Source organism: Pseudomonas sp. 313, from assembly GCF_000316965.1.
GTDB lineage: Bacteria > Pseudomonadota > Gammaproteobacteria > Pseudomonadales > Pseudomonadaceae > Chryseomonas > Chryseomonas benzopyrenica.
This window is the reverse complement of record NZ_ANBZ01000076.1, coordinates 1-16,899: the sequence shown is the minus strand read 5'-3', so window position 1 is coordinate 16,899 and position 16,899 is coordinate 1. Positions and strand designations below refer to the sequence as shown.

Genomic DNA, 16,899 nt, shown 5'->3' with positions numbered 1-16,899 from the left:
GGTCGCTGCGGCGGTGCTTTTCCGTCGGCCGGCCCCGGGCCGTCAGGTTCGACGTGACCCGGGCGCTCGTCTACAATTCCGGCCGTTCTGCCCTTTCGAATCCTTTCCGAGGTAAGTAGCCGATGTCCTTCGCCGAACAATTGACCCGTCTGCGCGATTTTCTCGATGCAGACGATCTGCACGAAGAAGCGCTCGACTACGTAGCCGCCCATGGCTACCTGACCGCCCTGTCCATTTGCCCGGAAGAGGTTCCCGAACGCGAGTGGATCGATGCCCTCTTCGCCGAACCGCCGCAGTATCGCGATGCCGCCCAGCAGGAAGAGATCGAGCGCGCCCTGGTGCAGCTCAAGGCGCACATCCTGCGCGTGCTGGGCAGTGACGAAGAGCTGGACCTGCCCTGCGACCTGGATCTCGGCCCCGAGCCGGACGAATCCGAGCTGCGCGGTTGGTGCATCGGCTTCATGGAAGGCGTGTTCCTGCGCGAAGCCGTGTGGTTCGAAGACGCCGAAGACGAGGTCAGCGAGCTGCTGCTGCCGATCATGGTCGGTTCGGGCCTGTTCGATGAACAGCCGGAATTCGCCGAGATCGCCCAGGACCGCCGCCTGGTGGCCGACATGATGGTGCAGATTCCGGAATTGCTGACCCAGCTGTTCCTGCTCTGCCATTCCCCCGAAGAAAAGCCGGCGCTGCTCAAGCCGCGTCACTGAGCGATGGACCAAGCCACTCCCAGACCCCGCCAGCGCAAGGGCTGGGTCCGCTACCTGCTGCTGGGCCTCGGCTGGCTCAGCGTGGCGCTGGGCATCATCGGCGCCTTTCTGCCGCTGCTGCCCACCACGCCCTTCCTGCTGCTGGCCGCGGCCTGTTTCATGCGCAGTTCGGAGCGCTTCTACCTGTGGCTGATCAACCACAGGTGGCTGGGACCCTGGGTCAAACCCTACCTGGAAGGCGACGGCATCCCGCTCAAGGGCAAGGTCTACGCCATCGTCGCCATGTGGATCAGCGTGGGGTTTTCCTGCTGGCTGGTGCCCTATGTCTGGGCACGGGTGGCGGCCTTCACCAGTTGTGCGGCGGTAACGGTCTACCTGCTCAAGCAGAAGACCCGGCGCTAGCCGATAGGCATGAAAAAGGGCGATCAGAGATGATCGCCCTTTTTCATGGGTGACGCCGTGGCGTCAGGCGGCGCTGGCCATGGGGGTTGGCGGCGCCTGATCGGGGACGGTGGGCTCGCCCGGCTCGCTGGGCTGGATGGGCGCCGGATCGGGCTGATCGGGCTCGCCGCCCGCGCGGGGCAGGCCAAAGGCGGCAAGGCTGGCGAATTCGTCGTGCGAATGGATCGGGAAGCGGGACATGGCGTGACTCCTCTGCTGACTCTCTAGGTAGAGTGGTCCGACACCCGGGTAATTCCCCTAGTCACGCTGCTCCGGTCCGCCATGATTGCGTGCAAAGGTTTCCGGCCCCATGGCGGCGATCTGGCCGTCGATCAGCGCCTCGAAAGGCGCGAGCAGCGCATCGAAGCGGCGTGGAGCCTCCAGCGCATTCAGCGCCGTCACCACGGCCTCCACGGTCGATAGCGCATCCGGCGCCGGGGCCTTGCGCACCCGGTAGCGCGAAGGGGCGCCAGGCGGCAGGGTGAGCCTGGGCAGCGCGGCCAATAGCGGATTGGCGTGCAGCAGCAGCCGTGCCTTGCGCCAGGTGCCGTCGGGAATCACCAGCAGCCGTTTCGACTCGATCTTAGCCGGGGGTGGCACGAGGTTCACCGTGAGCGCTTCGGGGCCGGGAAACAACAGCCAGGCATCATGATCGGCGAGCCAGAGCGGCAGGTCGGCAAAGGTCTCGCCGATCTCCAGTTGCGCATTGCTGAGCCCGAGGGCGACCAGACGTGCGGTGTTGAGGGGATGGCGCCGCTCGCTGGGATGCTGCAGCAACAGCACCCGCGTGCGACTGGCCAGCGCAGGGATCAGCGCGCACAGGCAGAGCGACAGGGGACGCTGGCAGCGCGCGCAAGCGGGACGGGACATCAGGGCTTCCAGAGCGAATCGAGGCGGCGATCATACCGGATCGCCGCCGCCCTCCCCGCGACTCAGCGATTGAAGCGGGCGGTGAGATCGTGCAGGTAGTCGGCCATGCCTTCCAGCTCGCGACTCAGTTCCGAGCCGCGCCGGGCCTGGGCGGAACTGTGGTCCGAGAGATCGGCGATGCGGCTGATCTGCCGGTTGATGTCTTCGGACACGTGGCTCTGCTCTTCCACCGCGGTGGCCATCTGCTGGCTCATGGCGGTGATGAGGCTGACCGATTCGCTGATGCCTTCCAGGGATTCGCGTACCGCTGCCGAATGGCGTTCGCTCTGGCGCGAGGTCTCCTCGCCGCGACTGGCGGTGGCCACGGCACGGTCGGCATTGGCCTGCAGATTGGCGATGATCTGGTGGATCTGCTCGGTGGACTCGCGGGTACGGGAGGCCAGCGAGCGCACCTCGTCGGCCACCACGGCGAAGCCGCGACCGGCCTCACCGGCGCGGGCGGCCTCGATGGCGGCGTTGAGCGCCAGCAGGTTGGTCTGTTCGGCGATGGCGGTGATGACGTCGGCGACGCTGCCGATGCTCTGGGTCGAGCTGGCCAGCTCGCCCACCGCCTGGCCGATGTCGCTGACCGCCGTGCCGAGTTCGCGCATGGACATCAGGCTTTCTTCAGCCTTGTCGCGTCCGGAATGCACCATGTTCTCCGCGTTGGCGGCGGCCTGGGCGGTCTCCTGGACGTTTTGCGAGACCTCGTGGATGGTGGAGGTCATCTGGGTGATGGCGGCGGCGGACTGGTCGGTCTCGTGGCGCTGCTGTTCCAGCAGCTCGGCCCCGGACTGGGACAGCTGGGAAGACTCGCGGGCCTTCTGGCGTACGCTGTCGCCAACGTCGGCCAGACGCGTCAAGGCGGTCTGCAGGCGCGCGGCTTCGCTGTGCAACGCGAGATCCAGACGCGCCGGGGCGCCGATCTGGTCGCTGTAGGTCGGCGCGACCACATCGCTGGAGAACATCTTGGGATGATCCGCGAGAATGCGCTCGATACTGGCGCGCTGGCGATACAGCTGGTGGGCACTGACGCCCAGCAGGGCGGCGACGATAAGGGCTACCTGAGCGGTGTCGTCCAGGAGGAAGTGACCGCCCAGGATGCCGCCGGCGGCCGCCACGGTCGACCAGCAGGCGGAGATGGCGCTGGTCAGGCGACGGATCCGGGGCACGGGTGCCTTGCCGGCATTGATCCGGGCATAGAGCTCGCCGGCGCGGCGCACCTCATTGGCACTAGGCAGGGAACGCACGGATTCGTAGCCGATCACCCGCCCCTGTTCCAGGATCGGCGTGACGTAGGCACTGACCCAGTAGAAGTCGCCGTTCTTGCAGCGATTCTTGACGATGCCCATCCACGGCTTGCCCTCCTTGAGGGTCGCCCACATGTGGCCGAATACGGGCGGCGGCATGTCGGGATGACGCACCAGGTTGTGCGGACTGCCGATCAGCTCCTCCCGCGTATAGCCACTGATGGCGATGAACGCTTCGTTGCAGTAGGTGATGTTCCCCTGCAGGTCGGTGGTGGAGATGAGTCGTTCTTCTTCCTTGAAGGTACGGCCCTGTTGGGTGACCGGCAAATTCGTGCGCATGCGGGTGCCTTATCTAGCAGGTTATCTACTCCGTGGGACATCAACCATTTAAATGGTGGCTAATTGCCCGCACAGGTGAAAACGGTAACCCCTTGGTTATCGTCCTAGTCGCTATCGGCATGTTGCATCTGGGCTTTAAGGATGCGTTGAAAACTTTGGATAAGTGGCTCGCGACCCCGCCCTCGGCGGGTGATGAGGGAGAACGGCGCCTGATAGCCGAAGGTCGCCGGTTGCAGCGCCTTGAGGCGCCCCTGGTCGACCCAGGCATGGACATAGTGCTCCGGCAGGTAGCCGATATAGGCGCCGGAGAGGATGAGGATCAGCTGGGCCTCCATGCTTTCCACGGTGGCGGCGCTTTCCTTGAAGCCATGGCGTGCCAGCTCAGCCTGGCTCCAGTAGCCGCGCCGCACCATGCGCTGGCGGGTGATCACCTCGGCGGGAATGCGCCGTTCCGGGAACAGCGGATGACGATCGCTGCAGTAGAGCCAGTGCTGCTCGCGATACAGTGGCTGGTAGACCACCCCGTTCATGCGCGCGGAAAAGGCACCCACCGCCAGGTCCAGCCGTCCTTCGAGCACGCCCAGCTGCAACTCGTAGGGACTGGTCACCGCCAGATGCAGGTGGACGCCGGGATAGTCGTGGGTATAGCTGCCGATCACATCGGCCAGCGGCAGCGCCGGCTCGCTGGACAGTGAATCCAGCACGCCCAGGTTGAGGGTGCCGCTCAACTCGCCCTTGAGGGTGGTGGCATAGCGTTCGAAGCCTTCGATCTCGCCCAGGATGCGCAGCGTCTCCTGGTGAAAGAGTTCGCCCTTGCTGGTCAGGGCGAAGCCGCCACGGCCGCGATGACAGAGGGTGACCCCGAGCTGACCTTCCAGCTGGCTCATGTAGGTGCTGATGGCCGAGGTGGACAGGTTCAGTTCCTGCTGCGCCGCGGCGAAGCCCTGGTGGCGTACCACGCAGGCGAACAGCTTGAGCAGGCGGATGTCGTGGAGGGCATTGGCCATGGCGGACTCCCGGTGGACGCGGCCCGGCAGTCTAGCCATCAGTTCAGAAATCTCTGAAGTGATTTTTTGCCCGCGCCGATTCTTCGCCTGTCAGGGACTTTGCACAATCGGGTCATCAGCACAACGAGGATGACCCGTGGAAAAGATCCTGCACCAGCCGCTGGGCGGCAACGAGATGCCCCGCTTCGGCGGCATCGCCAGCATGCTGCGGCTGCCCCACCTCGCTTCCCCGGCCGGACTCGACGCCGCCTTCATCGGCATACCGCTGGACATCGGTACCTCACTCCGCTCCGGCACCCGCTTCGGTCCGCGGCAGCTGCGCAGCGAATCGGTGATGATCCGTCCGTACAACATGGCCACCGGCGCGGCGCCCTTCGACTCCCTGAGCGTCGCCGACCTGGGCGACGTCGCCATCAACACCTTCAACCTGCTGGACACGGTGCGGCTGATCGAGGAGCACTACGACCGGGTGCTGGAGCACGATGTCATCCCCCTCACCCTGGGCGGCGATCACACCCTGACGCTGCCCATCCTGCGGGCCATGAAGAAGAAATACGGCAAGATCGGCCTGGTGCACGTGGATGCCCATGCCGACGTCAACGAGCACATGTTCGGCGAGAAGATCGCCCATGGCACCACCTTCCGCCGCGCCGTGGAAGAAGGCCTGCTGGACTGCGACCGGGTGGTGCAAATCGGCCTGCGGGCCCAGGGCTATGCCGCCGACGACTTCGACTGGTGCCGCGAACAGGGCTTTCGGGTGGTGCAGGCCGAGGAGTGCTGGCATCAGTCCCTGACCCCGCTAATGGCCGAGGTGCGCGAGCGGGTGGGCGGCGGGCCGGTGTATCTGTCCTACGACATCGACAGCATCGATCCGGCCTGGGCACCGGGGACCGGCACGCCGGAAATCGGCGGGCTGACCACCATCCAGGCGCTGGAAATCATCCGCGGCTGCCGCGGCCTCGATCTGGTGGGCTGCGACCTGGTGGAGGTGTCGCCGCCCTATGACACCACCGGCAATACCGCCCTGCTTGGCGCCAATCTGCTCTACGAGATGCTCTGTGTGCTGCCGGGGGTCGCCTACCGCTGACCCTCCAAGGTGCGGTGACCCGCCATGACGGTCACCCACCCGCTGTCTTTTCGCTGCCGAACACCGGCGGATCGCCTGGTCTGCCGACAACAAGAACGCGGGTTCAGCCTGCGTATAACCGTGTCGAGGCGTCATCCATGGACCATCATGACGGCATCACCCGTATCGAAACCTTCGGGGTCGAGCAGATTCCCGACCACGAACGCCATGCCACCCCCTTCGATCTCTTCCGCCTGATCTTCGGCGGTGCCAACACCTTCGCCACCGCCGTCCTGGGTAGTTTTCCGATCCTATTTGGCTTGTCGTTCCAGGCCGGGGTGCTGGCCATCGCGAGCGGGGTCCTGTGTGGGGCGCTGATCCTGGCGCCCATGGGTCTGTTCGGCGCGCTCAACGGCACCAACAATGCCGTCTCCTCCGGCGCTCACTTCGGCGTGCATGGGCGTATCGTCGGCTCCTTTCTCTCCCTGCTCACCGCCATCGCCTTCTTCTCGCTGTCGGTGTGGAGTTCCGGCGATGCCCTAATAGGCGGGGCGCAGCGCCTGGTCGGGCTGCCGGAGAACGCCCTGACCCTGGGCCTGGCCTACGGACTGTTCGCCGTGCTGGTGCTGACGGTCTGCCTCTATGGCTTTCGCTTCATGCTGTGGGTCAACAAGATCGCCGTGATCAGTGCCAGCCTGCTGTTCCTGCTCGGCATCCCGGCCTTCGCCGGCAGCTTCGACGCCGCTTACGAAGGCACCCTGCAACTGGGCCAACCGGGCTTCTGGGCCGCCTTCATCGGCGCGGCGCTGGTGGCCATGAGCAATCCGGTGTCCTTTGGCGCCTTTCTCGGCGATTGGTCGCGCTACATTCCCCGGCAGACGCCGCGCCGACGCATCCTGCTGGCGGTGATCGCGGCTCAGACCGCCACCCTGATTCCCTTCCTGTTCGGCCTGGCCACCGCCTCCCTGGTGGCGGTGCAGGCCCCCGCCTATATCGCGCAGAACAACTATGTGGGTGGCCTGCTGGCCATAAGCCCCACCTGGTACTTCCTGCCGGTGTGCCTGCTGGCGGTCATCGGTGGCCTGTCCACCGGCACCACGGCGCTCTATGGCACCGGCCTGGATCTCTCCAGCGTGCTGCCCCGGTTGTTGACCCGGGTGCGGGCGACCCTGCTGATCGGGCTGGCGGCCATCGCCTTCATCTTCGTCGGGCGCTTCAGCTTCAACCTGGTGCAGAGCGTCTCCACCTTTGCCGTGCTGATCGTGACCTGCACCAGCCCCTGGATGGTGATCATGATCCTCGGGCTGGTGGTCCGCCGCGGCTTCTATTGCCCGGACGATCTGCAGGTGTTCACCCGGGGCGAGCAGGGTGGCCGCTACTGGTTCCACCATGGCTGGAACTGGCGCGGCATGGGCGCCTGGATTCCCAGCGCCCTGCTCGGCCTCGCCTTCGTCAATCTGCCCGGTCAGTTCGTTGGGCCCCTCGGTGAGCTGGCGGGCGGCATCGACCTGAGCCTGCCGCTGGCCCTGGGCAGCGCCGCCCTGCTCTATCTGCTGCTGCTCCTGCTGTTCCCGGAACCGGCGGCCGTCTATGGCCCGACCGGCCCGCGACGCCCCAGACGCCGGCGTGCCCGCGCAACACCTCCAGGCATCCGCGCCGCCTGATCCCGAACCCTGTCACGGGGCCAGCGCGCCCGGCCTTGCTCAGCCCTACAAGAGATCCCGTCAATGATCCTGGATATTTCCGTCGTCCTGGCCTACGCCCTGGCCATGCTTCTGCTCGGCTGGTACGGCATGCGCCGCGCCCGTAATCAGGAAGAATTCCTCGTCGCCGGTCGCAACCTCGGCCCGGCCTGCTACCTGGGCACCATGGCCGCCACGGTGCTGGGTGGCGCCGCCACCGTGGGCACGGTGCGCCTGGGCTACGTCCACGGGCTGTCCGGCTTCTGGCTGTGCGCCATGCTGGGTGGTGGCATCCTGGTGCTCAATCTGTTTCTCGCCAAACCCCTGCTGAAGTTGCGTATCTACACCGTGACCCAGGTGCTGGAACGGCGCTATACGCCCCTGGCCCGGCAGGCCAGCGCCGCCATCATGTTCGTCTATGCGCTGATGCTGAGCGTGGTCTCGGTGCTGGCCATGGGCACGGTGATCCAGGTGCTGTTCGAGCTGCCCTTCTGGAGCGCCATCCTGCTCGGTGGCAGCGTGGTGGTGATCTATTCCAGCATCGGCGGCATGTGGTCCCTGACGCTGACCGACATCGTCCAGTTCGTCATCAAGACCGCAGGCCTGATGTTCGTGCTGCTGCCCATCTGCCTGACCCGGGTCGGCGGCTGGGACGCCCTGGTGGCCAAGCTGCCGGCCAGCGCCTTCGCCCTGACCACCCTTGGCTATGACACCATCTTCACCTATTTCCTGATCTACTTCTTCGGCATCCTGATCGGCCAGGACATCTGGCAGCGCGTCTTCACCGCGCGCAGCGAAGGCGTGGCGCGAGTGGCGGGCAGCCTGGCCGGCGTCTATTGCGTACTCTATGGTCTGGTAGGTGCGCTGATCGGCATGTGCGCCCGGGTGCTGCTGCCGGACCTGGGCGATGCCAACAACGCCTTCGCCGCCATCGTCCGCAGTACCCTGCCGGACGGCATCCGCGGCCTGGTGATCGCCGCCGCGCTGGCCGCCATGATGTCCACCGCCAGTGCCGGACTGTTGGCGGCCTCCACTACCCTGACCGAGGACCTCCTGCCCCGGCTGCGTGGCGGCAAGGCCTCGACCCTGGGCATGGCACGTGGTTTCACCCTGCTGACCGGCCTGGCCGTGCTCGCCGTCGCCTTACTGGTGAATGACGTCATCGGCGCCCTGACCCTGGCCTACAACCTGCTGGTGGGCGGCATCCTGGTGCCGTTGCTCGGTGCCATCCTCTGGCCGCGCGCGACCACGGCCGGAGCGCTGGCGAGCATGCTGCTGGGCTCGATCGCGGCCATCGTCTTCATGCTCAAGGACGGCCTGGAGGCGAATACGCCGATCTATTTCAGCCTCGGCCTGAGTCTGGTCAGCTTCGTGCTGGTGAGTCTGCTCACGGCGCGTACCCAGGTGGCGCCGCGGCCTGCGTGATCGACCGCTGCTGCGCGAGCGCCATGACGAGGCGCTCTGACACCTGTGGCAAGCTAGGCCACCGAACTGCGGGTGCGCTGCACTGCCTGGACCTCGCTCAGGATCAGGCCGCTGGCGGGGCGCATCGGCATCCGCGCCAGATCGATGCGCAGATCCTGGGTTGGCACCTGGTAGGTCATGTCCTGCAGCAGCAGGCGCAGGGCGGAGGTCATGAGCGCCAGGGCGATGCCTTCGCCCGGACAGCGGTGCTGATGGGCCACATCGCCGCCGCCCTGGGGTACGAAGGCGGCGGCCGGGATCGCCTCGGCGACAAAGCGCGTGGGCTCGAACACCTCGGGACGCTCCCAGCTGCGCGGATCGCGATTGGTGCCATAGAGATCCAGCAGGACGCAGGTGCCGCGGCGGAAGGCGACGCCGTGCCATTCGAAGGTTTCCCGTACTCGCGCCACGGTGAAGGGAAAGAAGGCGTAGAAGCGTCGCACCTCCTGGGCGAAAGGCAACCGGGCGGCGGGATCGGCCCGCAACCGTTCGCGCCAGGCCGGTTGCTTGTAAAGCGCCAGGGCGGCAAAGGTGGAAAAGCGTGCTACGGCCACCGTTGGCCGCAGCACATTGAGCAGCTCCACCGCGGCCACCCGTGGCGACAACGGCTGACCATCCGGCTCCCGGTGCTGCGCGATCAGCGCCAGGGCGCTGCCAGTCGGTGCCGGCTGCTTGCGGGCCTGCTCGACCTGCCCGCCAAGCCAGCGCTCCAGCCGCCGACGTGCCCGGCGAGCGCCCAGGTTGGCCAGGCCTGGGCTGCCGGCGCCTTCGAGCAGCGCGACCAGGTCGGCACAGCGCTGCCCCTCCTCTTCCGGGGCCAGGGTGACGCCCGCCCAGTCGCAGACCGCGCGGGTATAGAGGCGATGCAATTCGTCCAGCAGGATAATCTCGCCGCGGCTCTGCCAGCTGGGCAGCCTGGCGCGCCACTCCCGTTCCACCCGGGTGATCAAGGCCTCCACCCGCGCCGGCCGGGTAATCTCAAGGAAGAGCGCCTTGCGCTGGCGGTGAGCCGCACCATCCAGGCCCTGGACGCCGCCTTCGCCGAACAGTGTCTGGCGCAGTGACCGGGGCGCGGCATCCACTCGGGTGAAACGTTCCTCACGATAGAAGAGCTCCACCGCCGCCTGGCCACGCAGACAGAGGATGGGCTGCAGGAACAGCCGGGTGGCGAAGACATCGCTATCCAGGCGATCGCAGCGATTGCTGATGAAGGCATAGCCTTCGCGCAACAGTGCCAGGCTCGAATCGAAAGCCGAGAGCGGTGGCAGGATGGACATCGAGAGCTCCAGGGGAGGGAAAGGTCCTGCCCGTGGGACCGCGGGCAAGCGGCGCCGGTGCCTCCGCTGCGCTTGCTGTTTTTGCAGCGACGCCGCGACGATATCGGGTCGCCGCATTCGAACGCTGGCGGTCGAGCGGAGGTCCACGCAGCAGGGGCCGTCGTCGCGACGCTCCGCATTCCGGACAAGGCTCTCGCGTTTGAACCCCACCCGTCGTTCCCGTCTGCAACTCCTTCTTCTGCTGACCCTGGCCGTCCTTACCCTGGCGCTCGGCTGGTCCCCCTTGGACCGTTTCACCTGGACGATCGAGCAGCTACTGGTGATCATCGCCGTGCTGGGCGTGGCCCTGGTCCAGCGACGGCTTCGGCTGTCGGCCAGCGCCAGCCTGCAACTCTTCGGCTTTCTGGTGCTGCACCAGATCGGCGCCCACTACACCTATTCCCGGGTGCCCTACGACGACGCCTGGCAGGCCCTGACCGGTTACCGGCTGACCGAGGTCCTGGATCTGCAGCGCAACCACTACGACCGGCTGGTCCACCTCGCCTATGGCCTGCTGTTGGCCCGGCCAATTCGGGAAGTGGTCCAGGGCCTGACCGGGCTGCGCGGCTGGCGGAGCGCCTATGTGGCCCTGGAATTCATCCTGGCCTCCTCAGCCGGTTACGAATTGATGGAATGGCTGGGCGCCGATCTGCTGGCGGGCGACGCCGCGGAAGCCTTCGTCGGCGCCCAGGGCGACCCCTGGGACGCGCAAAAGGACATGGCCCTGGCCTTCGTTGGCGCCCTGCTGTCGCTGGTCTGCCGCCATGGCTGGCCCGGTCGCCGCGGGACCGGCCATGGCGCTGACTCGCCCTAGCGGGCGATCACGGGTTCCAGGGCTTCCAGCCAGCAGACCACCGCCACGGCGCCGCCATCGGGAATGCCGCGGGCCCGTTCGCCCAGGTAACTGGCGCGACCCTGGGCCGGCAGCATCTCGGCGGTAGCCGCGGCGCCCTCGCGAGCGGCAGCGAGGGCCGTGGCAAAGGCCTGCGCCGGGCTGGCACCAGCCCGGGCACCGTCCGACAGGGCATCCGCTGCCGGTCGCAAGGCATCGAGCATGGTGCGCTGGCCCGGTTGGGCGCCGCCGAGTTCGGCAAGGGCCTGGACGCCGCCATCGAACGCTTCGGCCCATTGAGCCAGCGTGGGTCGCTCCACCCCGTCCAGCACCTGGGCGGCGCGGACCAGGGCGCAGGCGTAGAAGGGTCCGGAGCTGCCGCCGATGGCGCGGCGCAGAGCCTGCCCCATGGCTGCCAGGGCACTGGCCGGGGCGTACCAGGCGCTGGCTGGCAAGGCGCGCATCGCTTCGGCGCCACGGGCCAGGCTGGTGCCGAGATCGCCATCCCCGGCGCGGCTGTCCAGATCGGTGAGGCGAGCTTCGTTGGCCAGCAGGCTGGCGATGATCGCATCTGCCGCCTCCTGCAGACGCTCGGCCAGGGGACCAGGGGTGCGAGGGATCGTTTCGGCTGCCGCCGCGGGTGCGGGCAACAGGGTGGGCGCCGCCGGGACCCGGCCTTCACCCGGCCAGGCCCGCGCCTGGGTCGGCGCATCGAGCAGCGCCAGGCGCGCCTCATCCACCGGCAGCAGCGACAGCGAACAGCCGGGCATGTCCAGGGCGCTGAGGAAGGTACCGGTCCAGGCGCGTTCCACCACCAGACCGCGCTGGCGCAGCTGACTCACTGCCGCCCGCGCCACCAGGGCGAGTTCCAGCGGCGGCGTCGCGCCCAGGCCATTGACCAGCAGCGCGAGGCGCGTGCCCTCTGGATAGCCGCCGTCTTCAATAAGGGTATCCAGCAGCCGCGCCACGGTGGCGTCGGCGCCCAGCCGGGGGCCGCGCTCGACGCCCTGCTCGCCATGGATGCCGAGGCCCCATTCCACCTCGTCGTCCGCCAGCTGGAAACCCGGATAGCCTACCGCCGGCACCGTACAGGCGCCCAGGGCCACGCCCATGCTGCGCACCTCGGCGCTCGCGGCGCGGGCCAGGGCGGCCACCTCGGCCAGGGGACGTCCGGCGGCGGCCGCCGCGCCCGCCAGTTTGTGGATCAGCACGGTGCCCGCGATGCCGCGGCGCCTTTCCGGCGCCACGGTGTGCCGGAGGGCCGCGTCGTCCGCCACCAGCACCGTCTCGACCGGAATGCCTTCGCTGCGCGCCAGTTCGGCGGCCAGGCCGAAGTTGAGCCGGTCGCCGGTGTAGTTCTTGACCACCAGCAGGGCGCCGGCAGGACCGGCCGCGGCCCGGATCGCGGCCAGCACGGCATCCACGCTCGGCGAGGTGAAGACGTCTCCCGCCACTGCCGCGGTTAGCATACCCTCGCCGACATAGCCGGCATGGGCCGGTTCGTGGCCGCTGCCGCCGCCGGAAATCACCGCCACCGGGCGCTCGCCCGCTGCGGCCAGGGGCTGGCGCAGGATGACCTGCTCCTCGGCCAGCAGGGCCAGGCCGGGATCCAGGCTGACGAGACCTTCGAGCAGTTCGCGAACCACCATGGTGGGGCTATTGATCAGCTTCTTCATCGGGGACTCCTGAGGGCGAGAGGTCGCCGCAGTATGGCACGGGGTCCCGTGCCTGCCTGGCAGCGACCTGAACGGCCGGCTGACAGGCGCGCAACGGCCTTCCGCCGGACCGGGACGGCAGGCTATCGTTGGCCCGGGAAGCTTTTCACGACCGGGATGTCTCACGCTGTTAGCCAGCCGCGCTCCTGCGCGCTCCCCGTCGAGGTCCGTCATGCCGATCAAGATCGTTCCACGCTCTGCCTGTCGTGGGTCGGAGATCACCCCCGAAGCCGTCTACCTGTCCCGGCGCCAGCTGCTCGGTGCCAGCGGCGCCCTGCTCGCCGGCGCCGCCCTGCCCGGCTGGGCGCTGGCGGCCGCTTCCAGCTATGGCGACGTCGAAGCCGCCAAGGGCCCGGACTGGTTCGAACGCAAGCTGCCTGATACCCGCTGGCAGGCGGCCACGGTCAAGGGCGAGGACATCACGCCCTTCAAGGACGCTACCCACTACAACAACTTCTATGAATTCGGGCCGGACAAGAGCGATCCCGCCGCCCATGCTGCGCAGTTGCCCACCCAGCCCTGGAGCGTGGTAGTCGATGGCGAGGTGGGCAAGCCCGGCACCTACGGGCTGGAAGACCTCTTCGGCCCCGACACCCTGGAAGAGCGCATCTACCGCATGAGGTGCGTCGAGGCCTGGTCCATGGTCATCCCCTGGCTTGGCTTTCCGCTGGCCAGCCTGCTCAAGCGCGTCGAACCCACCGGCAAGGCGCGCTACGTGAAGTTCGAGACGCTCAAGGACCCGCAGCACATGCCCGGCATGAACTCCAGCTTCGCCCTGCTGGACTGGCCCTATGTGGAAGGCCTGCGCCTGGATGAGGCCATGCATCCGCTGACGCTGATGACGGTGGGCATGTACGGCCGCGTGCTGCCCAACCAGAACGGCGCGCCGCTGCGGCTGATCGTGCCCTGGAAGTACGGCTTCAAGGGCATCAAGTCCATCGTCCGCATCAGCCTGGTGGCCGAGCAGCCACGCACCACCTGGCAGGGCATGGCGCCCAACGAGTACGGCTTCTATGCCAACGTCAATCCGGAAGTGGACCACCCGCGCTGGAGTCAGGCCCGCGAACGGCGCCTGCCCAGTGGCCTGTTCAGCCCCAACGTGCGGCCGACGCTGATGTTCAACGGCTATGACGAGGAAGTGGCTTCGCTCTACAGCGGCATGGATCTGCGGAGAAACTACTGATGGGATTGCTGCTCTGGCGGGTCGCGGTGTTTGTCGCCGCACTCTGCCCGCCGCTGTGGTGGCTGTACCTGGCCTGGATCTTCGCCCTCGGTCCGGATCCGGGCAAGGCGCTGGTGGACAAGCTGGGGACCGGCGCCCTGGTGCTGCTGCTGCTGACGCTGAGTCTGACGCCGCTGTCGCGCCTCACCCGCTGGAAGCTCTGGCCGGTGATCCGCCGCCAGCTCGGCCTCTGGACCTTCACCTATGCCCTGCTGCACTTCCTCGGCTACCTGGCGTTCGTGCTGGGCTTCGACCTGTCGCAACTGGGAGTGGAGTTGCAGCGCCGGCCCTACATCATCGTGGGTGCCGCAGCGCTGCTGATCCTGTTGACCCTGGCCGTCACTTCCAACCGCCCCGCCATGCGCCGCCTGGGCAAGCGCTGGAAGGAACTGCATCGGCTGGCCTACCTGGTGCTGGGCCTGGGGCTCTTGCACTATCTCTGGATCGTGCGCTCGGATCTCGAAGAGTGGTCGATCTACGCAGCCATCGGCGCCGCCTTGCTGGCCTTCCGCCTGGTGGACGGCTGGCGGCGCAAGAAACGCAGTCATTCGGCAGCCAACCCGGCTCGTTGATTACCACCGCTGAAGCAGAGAGGTGAATCCCCTCTGCTTCAGCGCTATAGGGGTGGTATTAAAAAAGGCTACCAGGGAATACCTTGGGCCGGCAAGATCCGGCACAGGGGTGGTATAAAAAAGGCCTGGCGCCATGGGAGCCAGGCCTTTTGCCTAGAGACGCCGGATCAGCGCTGCGCGGCCTGGCGCAGACCCTTCAGGGTGTTGAGCGGGGCATCCACCACGAAACTGTTGGCCAGCCAGGACGGCACGTTGCCACCGGGCTCGCTCTGGGCCTCGTAGGTCACTTCCGAGCCACCGTTCTTCGGCACCACGCGCCACTGGCCCTGGAAGCTCGCCACCCGCACATAGCCATCGGCGGCAGGACGATAGTCGGGCTGGCCTTCGAGGGTGCGGGTGAAGCCGCCGTCGGGGGTCTTCTGCTCGGTGATATGCAAGACCACGTCGCGCGCGGTCACCGGCCAGGGCATCTCGATGCGCATGTAGGTCCAGGCCTGGTTGTCCTGCCGCTTGAGCACCTGCAGCGACTGGCAACGGAAGATCCATTTGCAGGAGCCCACCGGATCGTCCTGCAGCTTGGCGATGGTGGCTGGATCGGCCTTGATCTGGACCACGCCGCGATAGGCCTTGTACTTGGAGCCAGCGACGGCGCGGGTATAGACCTGGATACCGTCTTCCTGCTTGGCGAGTTGCCAGTCTTCGGCCTGGGCCAGACCAGTGGCGACGAGCAGGGTCAGGGCGAGGATGGAGCGAAGCGGCTTGTGCATGGGACGTCCCTTGTTGTTGTGATTGTCGGAGAGCGCAGTTCAGAACCGGATCAGGCGGCGGTTTCACCCTCCAGGCGCAAGAGGATGGCCATGGCCTCGGCGCTGTTGCTGCCGCAGAAGGCCAGCTCGGCCCGGAAGCCGCCGCACACCGCCGGGCGCAGCGGAGAGCCGAACAGATCGCAGCGATTGGTACTGTCCAGGTGGGCGCAGCGCACGCCGGAAGGCTTGCCCTGGGGCATGCGTGGCAGCGGTGAGGAGATCGACGGCGCGATGCAACAGGCGCCACAGCCCGGACGGCATTCCATGGTGAAACTCGCTGGAGAAGAGGCTTGAAGCTTAAAAGCAAGGCTGGCGCCTCACAAGCAAATCGTGACCAGATGTCGCTATCGAGTCATGAATGTAACATTCATTCGCACGATGCTACGCAACCCAGAGATTTTTCGGCCGTCATATCTGCGATGAGCGGGGCGGCTGGCCCGAGGGCGTGACGATGAAGCATTGGCTGGTGCTGGACCTGGAGGCGACCACCGACGAGGGCGGCTGGCCGCTGGAGTTGATGGAAATCATCGAGATCGGCGCGGTGATGGTGAACGCCGAGGGGCAGGAGCTGGATCGCTACCAGAGCTTCGTCCAGCCCGAGCGCCTGCCGCTGCTGACGCCCTTTTGCCGCAACCTCACCCACATCAGCCAGGCGGATGTCGATGGCGCCGAGCCGCTGGCAGGCACCTGGCTGGGCTTCGAGCGCTGGCTGGGCGCCTATGAAACCACCCTGGCCGGCTGGTGCAGCTGGGGCGATTTCGACCGCCGCCTGCTGGAGCGCGCCTGGCGCGAGCATGATCTGCACACCCATCTGGCGCGGGTACCGCACCGCAATCTCAAACAGGCCTTCGCCAAGGCCCGCGGCCTGGCGCGCCCGCTGGGTCTCACCGCCGCGTTGGAGTCGGCGGGGCTGGCCTTTACCGGCGTGTTGCACCGTGCCGAGACCGATGCGCGCAATACCGCCAAGCTGCTGCCGGCCAGCCTGCCCGCCTTCGCTCGCTAGTCGCCGTGTGGACCGGTGACAGCCGGGGACGGCCTTGGGCATACTCGCGGACGCTTCTAACCGCTCTCGCACAAGGAAATCCGATGTTCAAGGTCAACGAATACTTCGACGGCACCGTCAAATCCATCGCCTTCAGCCTCAAGTCCAAGCCGGCCACCCTCGGCGTCATGGCCCCTGGCGAATACGAATTCGGCACCAGCCAGCTGGAGATCATGCATGTGGTGGCCGGCGCCCTGACCGTCAAGCTGCCGGGCAGCGAGAGCTGGGAAACCTTCGCCGCGGGCAGCCAGTTCACCGTGCCGGCCAACGCCAAGTTCCAGCTCAAGGTCGCGGAAGACACCGCCTACCTCTGCGAATACCACTGATTTCGCGCGTCCCGTCTCTCGGCCATCCAGGCCGACTGGCGGGGGCCGCTGTCCTGCCTGAACGCTTCCGCTCCGCCTCGGTCCTAAGCGACACCGCCGCTTTCGGAGTCGTCGCCATGTCGCCAGTCGCAGCCCAGGGCACTCGCCAGCCGAGCCACACCCGCCCCTTCGAGCAGCAGCCCCGGAATCTCCCGACGCATGGG

18 protein-coding genes and 1 pseudogene are annotated in these 16,899 nt (G+C 67.1%); 10 read left to right on the top strand and 9 right to left on the bottom strand.

Features of this window, described 5'->3' with window-relative positions; all coding sequences use genetic code 11:
* The first annotated feature begins 122 nt into the window (after positions 1 to 122).
* Together C722_RS0117470 and C722_RS0117465 are read left to right on the top strand one after the other, a co-directional pair.
* Positions 123 to 707: a YecA family protein gene (locus C722_RS0117470; protein WP_017641754.1), complete on the top strand. Its 585-nt coding sequence runs from the start codon at positions 123 to 125 to the stop codon at positions 705 to 707.
* Positions 708 to 710: 3 nt separating this feature from the next.
* Positions 711 to 1,109 carry a YbaN family protein gene (locus C722_RS0117465; protein WP_017641753.1) on the top strand — a complete coding sequence of 133 codons (399 nt, stop codon included), beginning with the start codon at positions 711 to 713 and terminating at the stop codon, positions 1,107 to 1,109.
* Positions 1,110 to 1,172: 63 nt separating this feature from the next.
* Here C722_RS0117465 and C722_RS26465 read toward each other — a convergent pair whose 3' ends face one another.
* The 5 genes and pseudogenes from C722_RS26465 to C722_RS0117445 all read right to left on the bottom strand — a co-directional run bounded on the left by C722_RS26465 (position 1,173) and on the right by C722_RS0117445 (position 4,653).
* Positions 1,173 to 1,349: a hypothetical protein gene (locus C722_RS26465; RefSeq protein WP_017641752.1), complete on the bottom strand. Its 177-nt coding sequence runs from the start codon at positions 1,347 to 1,349 to the stop codon at positions 1,173 to 1,175.
* A 57-nt stretch (positions 1,350 to 1,406) separates the two neighbouring features.
* Positions 1,407 to 2,018 (bottom strand): tRNA-uridine aminocarboxypropyltransferase, encoded by a 612-nt coding sequence (locus C722_RS0117455; RefSeq protein ID WP_017641751.1) that lies wholly within the window; start codon positions 2,016 to 2,018, stop codon positions 1,407 to 1,409.
* A gap of 62 nt (positions 2,019 to 2,080) precedes the next feature.
* Positions 2,081 to 3,211 (bottom strand): methyl-accepting chemotaxis protein, encoded by a 1,131-nt coding sequence (locus C722_RS0117450; RefSeq protein ID WP_371099813.1) that lies wholly within the window; start codon positions 3,209 to 3,211, stop codon positions 2,081 to 2,083.
* 153 nt (positions 3,212 to 3,364) lie between these two features.
* A pseudogene (locus C722_RS27140) lies at positions 3,365 to 3,646 on the bottom strand (PAS domain-containing protein); the annotation flags it as partial.
* A 104-nt stretch (positions 3,647 to 3,750) separates the two neighbouring features.
* On the bottom strand, positions 3,751 to 4,653 hold the full coding sequence (locus C722_RS0117445) for a LysR family transcriptional regulator (protein ID WP_017641749.1): 903 nt from the start codon (positions 4,651 to 4,653) through the stop codon (positions 3,751 to 3,753).
* A gap of 136 nt (positions 4,654 to 4,789) precedes the next feature.
* Here C722_RS0117445 and speB point away from each other — a divergent pair, with 136 nt between their 5' ends.
* The 3 genes from speB to C722_RS0117430 all read left to right on the top strand — a co-directional run bounded on the left by speB (position 4,790) and on the right by C722_RS0117430 (position 8,826).
* Entirely contained in the window at positions 4,790 to 5,740 is a 951-nt protein-coding gene (speB, locus tag C722_RS0117440; protein ID WP_017641748.1) for an agmatinase, read from the top strand.
* A gap of 137 nt (positions 5,741 to 5,877) precedes the next feature.
* Positions 5,878 to 7,383: a cytosine permease gene (locus C722_RS0117435; RefSeq protein WP_017641747.1), complete on the top strand. Its 1,506-nt coding sequence runs from the start codon at positions 5,878 to 5,880 to the stop codon at positions 7,381 to 7,383.
* A 63-nt stretch (positions 7,384 to 7,446) separates the two neighbouring features.
* Positions 7,447 to 8,826, top strand: coding sequence for a sodium:solute symporter (locus C722_RS0117430; protein ID WP_017641746.1), 1,380 nt, complete (start codon positions 7,447 to 7,449; stop codon positions 8,824 to 8,826).
* A 53-nt stretch (positions 8,827 to 8,879) separates the two neighbouring features.
* Here the strand turns inward: C722_RS0117430 and C722_RS0117425 are convergent, their stop codons facing one another.
* Positions 8,880 to 10,142 (bottom strand): cytochrome P450, encoded by a 1,263-nt coding sequence (locus tag C722_RS0117425; RefSeq protein ID WP_017641745.1) that lies wholly within the window; start codon positions 10,140 to 10,142, stop codon positions 8,880 to 8,882.
* A gap of 199 nt (positions 10,143 to 10,341) precedes the next feature.
* Between C722_RS0117425 and C722_RS0117420 the strand changes: the two genes are divergently transcribed.
* Positions 10,342 to 10,995 carry a DUF2238 domain-containing protein gene (locus C722_RS0117420; protein ID WP_017641744.1) on the top strand — a complete coding sequence of 218 codons (654 nt, stop codon included), beginning with the start codon at positions 10,342 to 10,344 and terminating at the stop codon, positions 10,993 to 10,995.
* On the opposite strand, the gene C722_RS0117415 is transcribed toward C722_RS0117420, so the two are convergent.
* Positions 10,992 to 12,689: a dihydroxyacetone kinase family protein gene (locus tag C722_RS0117415; protein ID WP_017641743.1), complete on the bottom strand. Its 1,698-nt coding sequence runs from the start codon at positions 12,687 to 12,689 to the stop codon at positions 10,992 to 10,994. The two genes, C722_RS0117420 and C722_RS0117415, sit on opposite strands and share 4 nt — an antisense overlap.
* Positions 12,690 to 12,900: 211 nt before the next feature.
* Between C722_RS0117415 and msrP the strand changes: the two genes are divergently transcribed.
* Both msrP and msrQ read left to right on the top strand, forming a co-directional pair.
* Positions 12,901 to 13,911: a protein-methionine-sulfoxide reductase catalytic subunit MsrP gene (gene msrP / locus C722_RS0117410; protein ID WP_017641742.1), complete on the top strand. Its 1,011-nt coding sequence runs from the start codon at positions 12,901 to 12,903 to the stop codon at positions 13,909 to 13,911.
* Positions 13,911 to 14,522, top strand: a complete 612-nt coding sequence (msrQ, locus tag C722_RS0117405; protein WP_017641741.1) for a protein-methionine-sulfoxide reductase heme-binding subunit MsrQ — start codon at positions 13,911 to 13,913, stop codon at positions 14,520 to 14,522. Before msrP ends, msrQ begins: the two co-directional genes overlap by 1 nt.
* Positions 14,523 to 14,689: 167 nt before the next feature.
* Here msrQ and C722_RS0117400 read toward each other — a convergent pair whose 3' ends face one another.
* Positions 14,690 to 15,289: an START domain-containing protein gene (locus C722_RS0117400; RefSeq protein ID WP_017641740.1), complete on the bottom strand. Its 600-nt coding sequence runs from the start codon at positions 15,287 to 15,289 to the stop codon at positions 14,690 to 14,692.
* A 50-nt stretch (positions 15,290 to 15,339) separates the two neighbouring features.
* Complete coding sequence (locus tag C722_RS0117395) at positions 15,340 to 15,594, bottom strand: YkgJ family cysteine cluster protein (protein ID WP_026083919.1); 255 nt, start codon at positions 15,592 to 15,594, stop codon at positions 15,340 to 15,342.
* Positions 15,595 to 15,779: 185 nt separating this feature from the next.
* On the opposite strand from C722_RS0117395, the gene C722_RS0117390 reads away from it, so the two are divergent.
* The gene (locus C722_RS0117390; RefSeq protein WP_017641738.1) at positions 15,780 to 16,331 is read left to right on the top strand and encodes an exonuclease domain-containing protein; all 552 of its coding nucleotides are present in this window, start codon (positions 15,780 to 15,782) and stop codon (positions 16,329 to 16,331) included.
* Between the two features lie 83 nt (positions 16,332 to 16,414).
* Positions 16,415 to 16,696 carry a pyrimidine/purine nucleoside phosphorylase gene (locus C722_RS0117385; RefSeq protein ID WP_017641737.1) on the top strand — a complete coding sequence of 94 codons (282 nt, stop codon included), beginning with the start codon at positions 16,415 to 16,417 and terminating at the stop codon, positions 16,694 to 16,696.
* Positions 16,697 to 16,899: the final 203 nt, after the last annotated feature.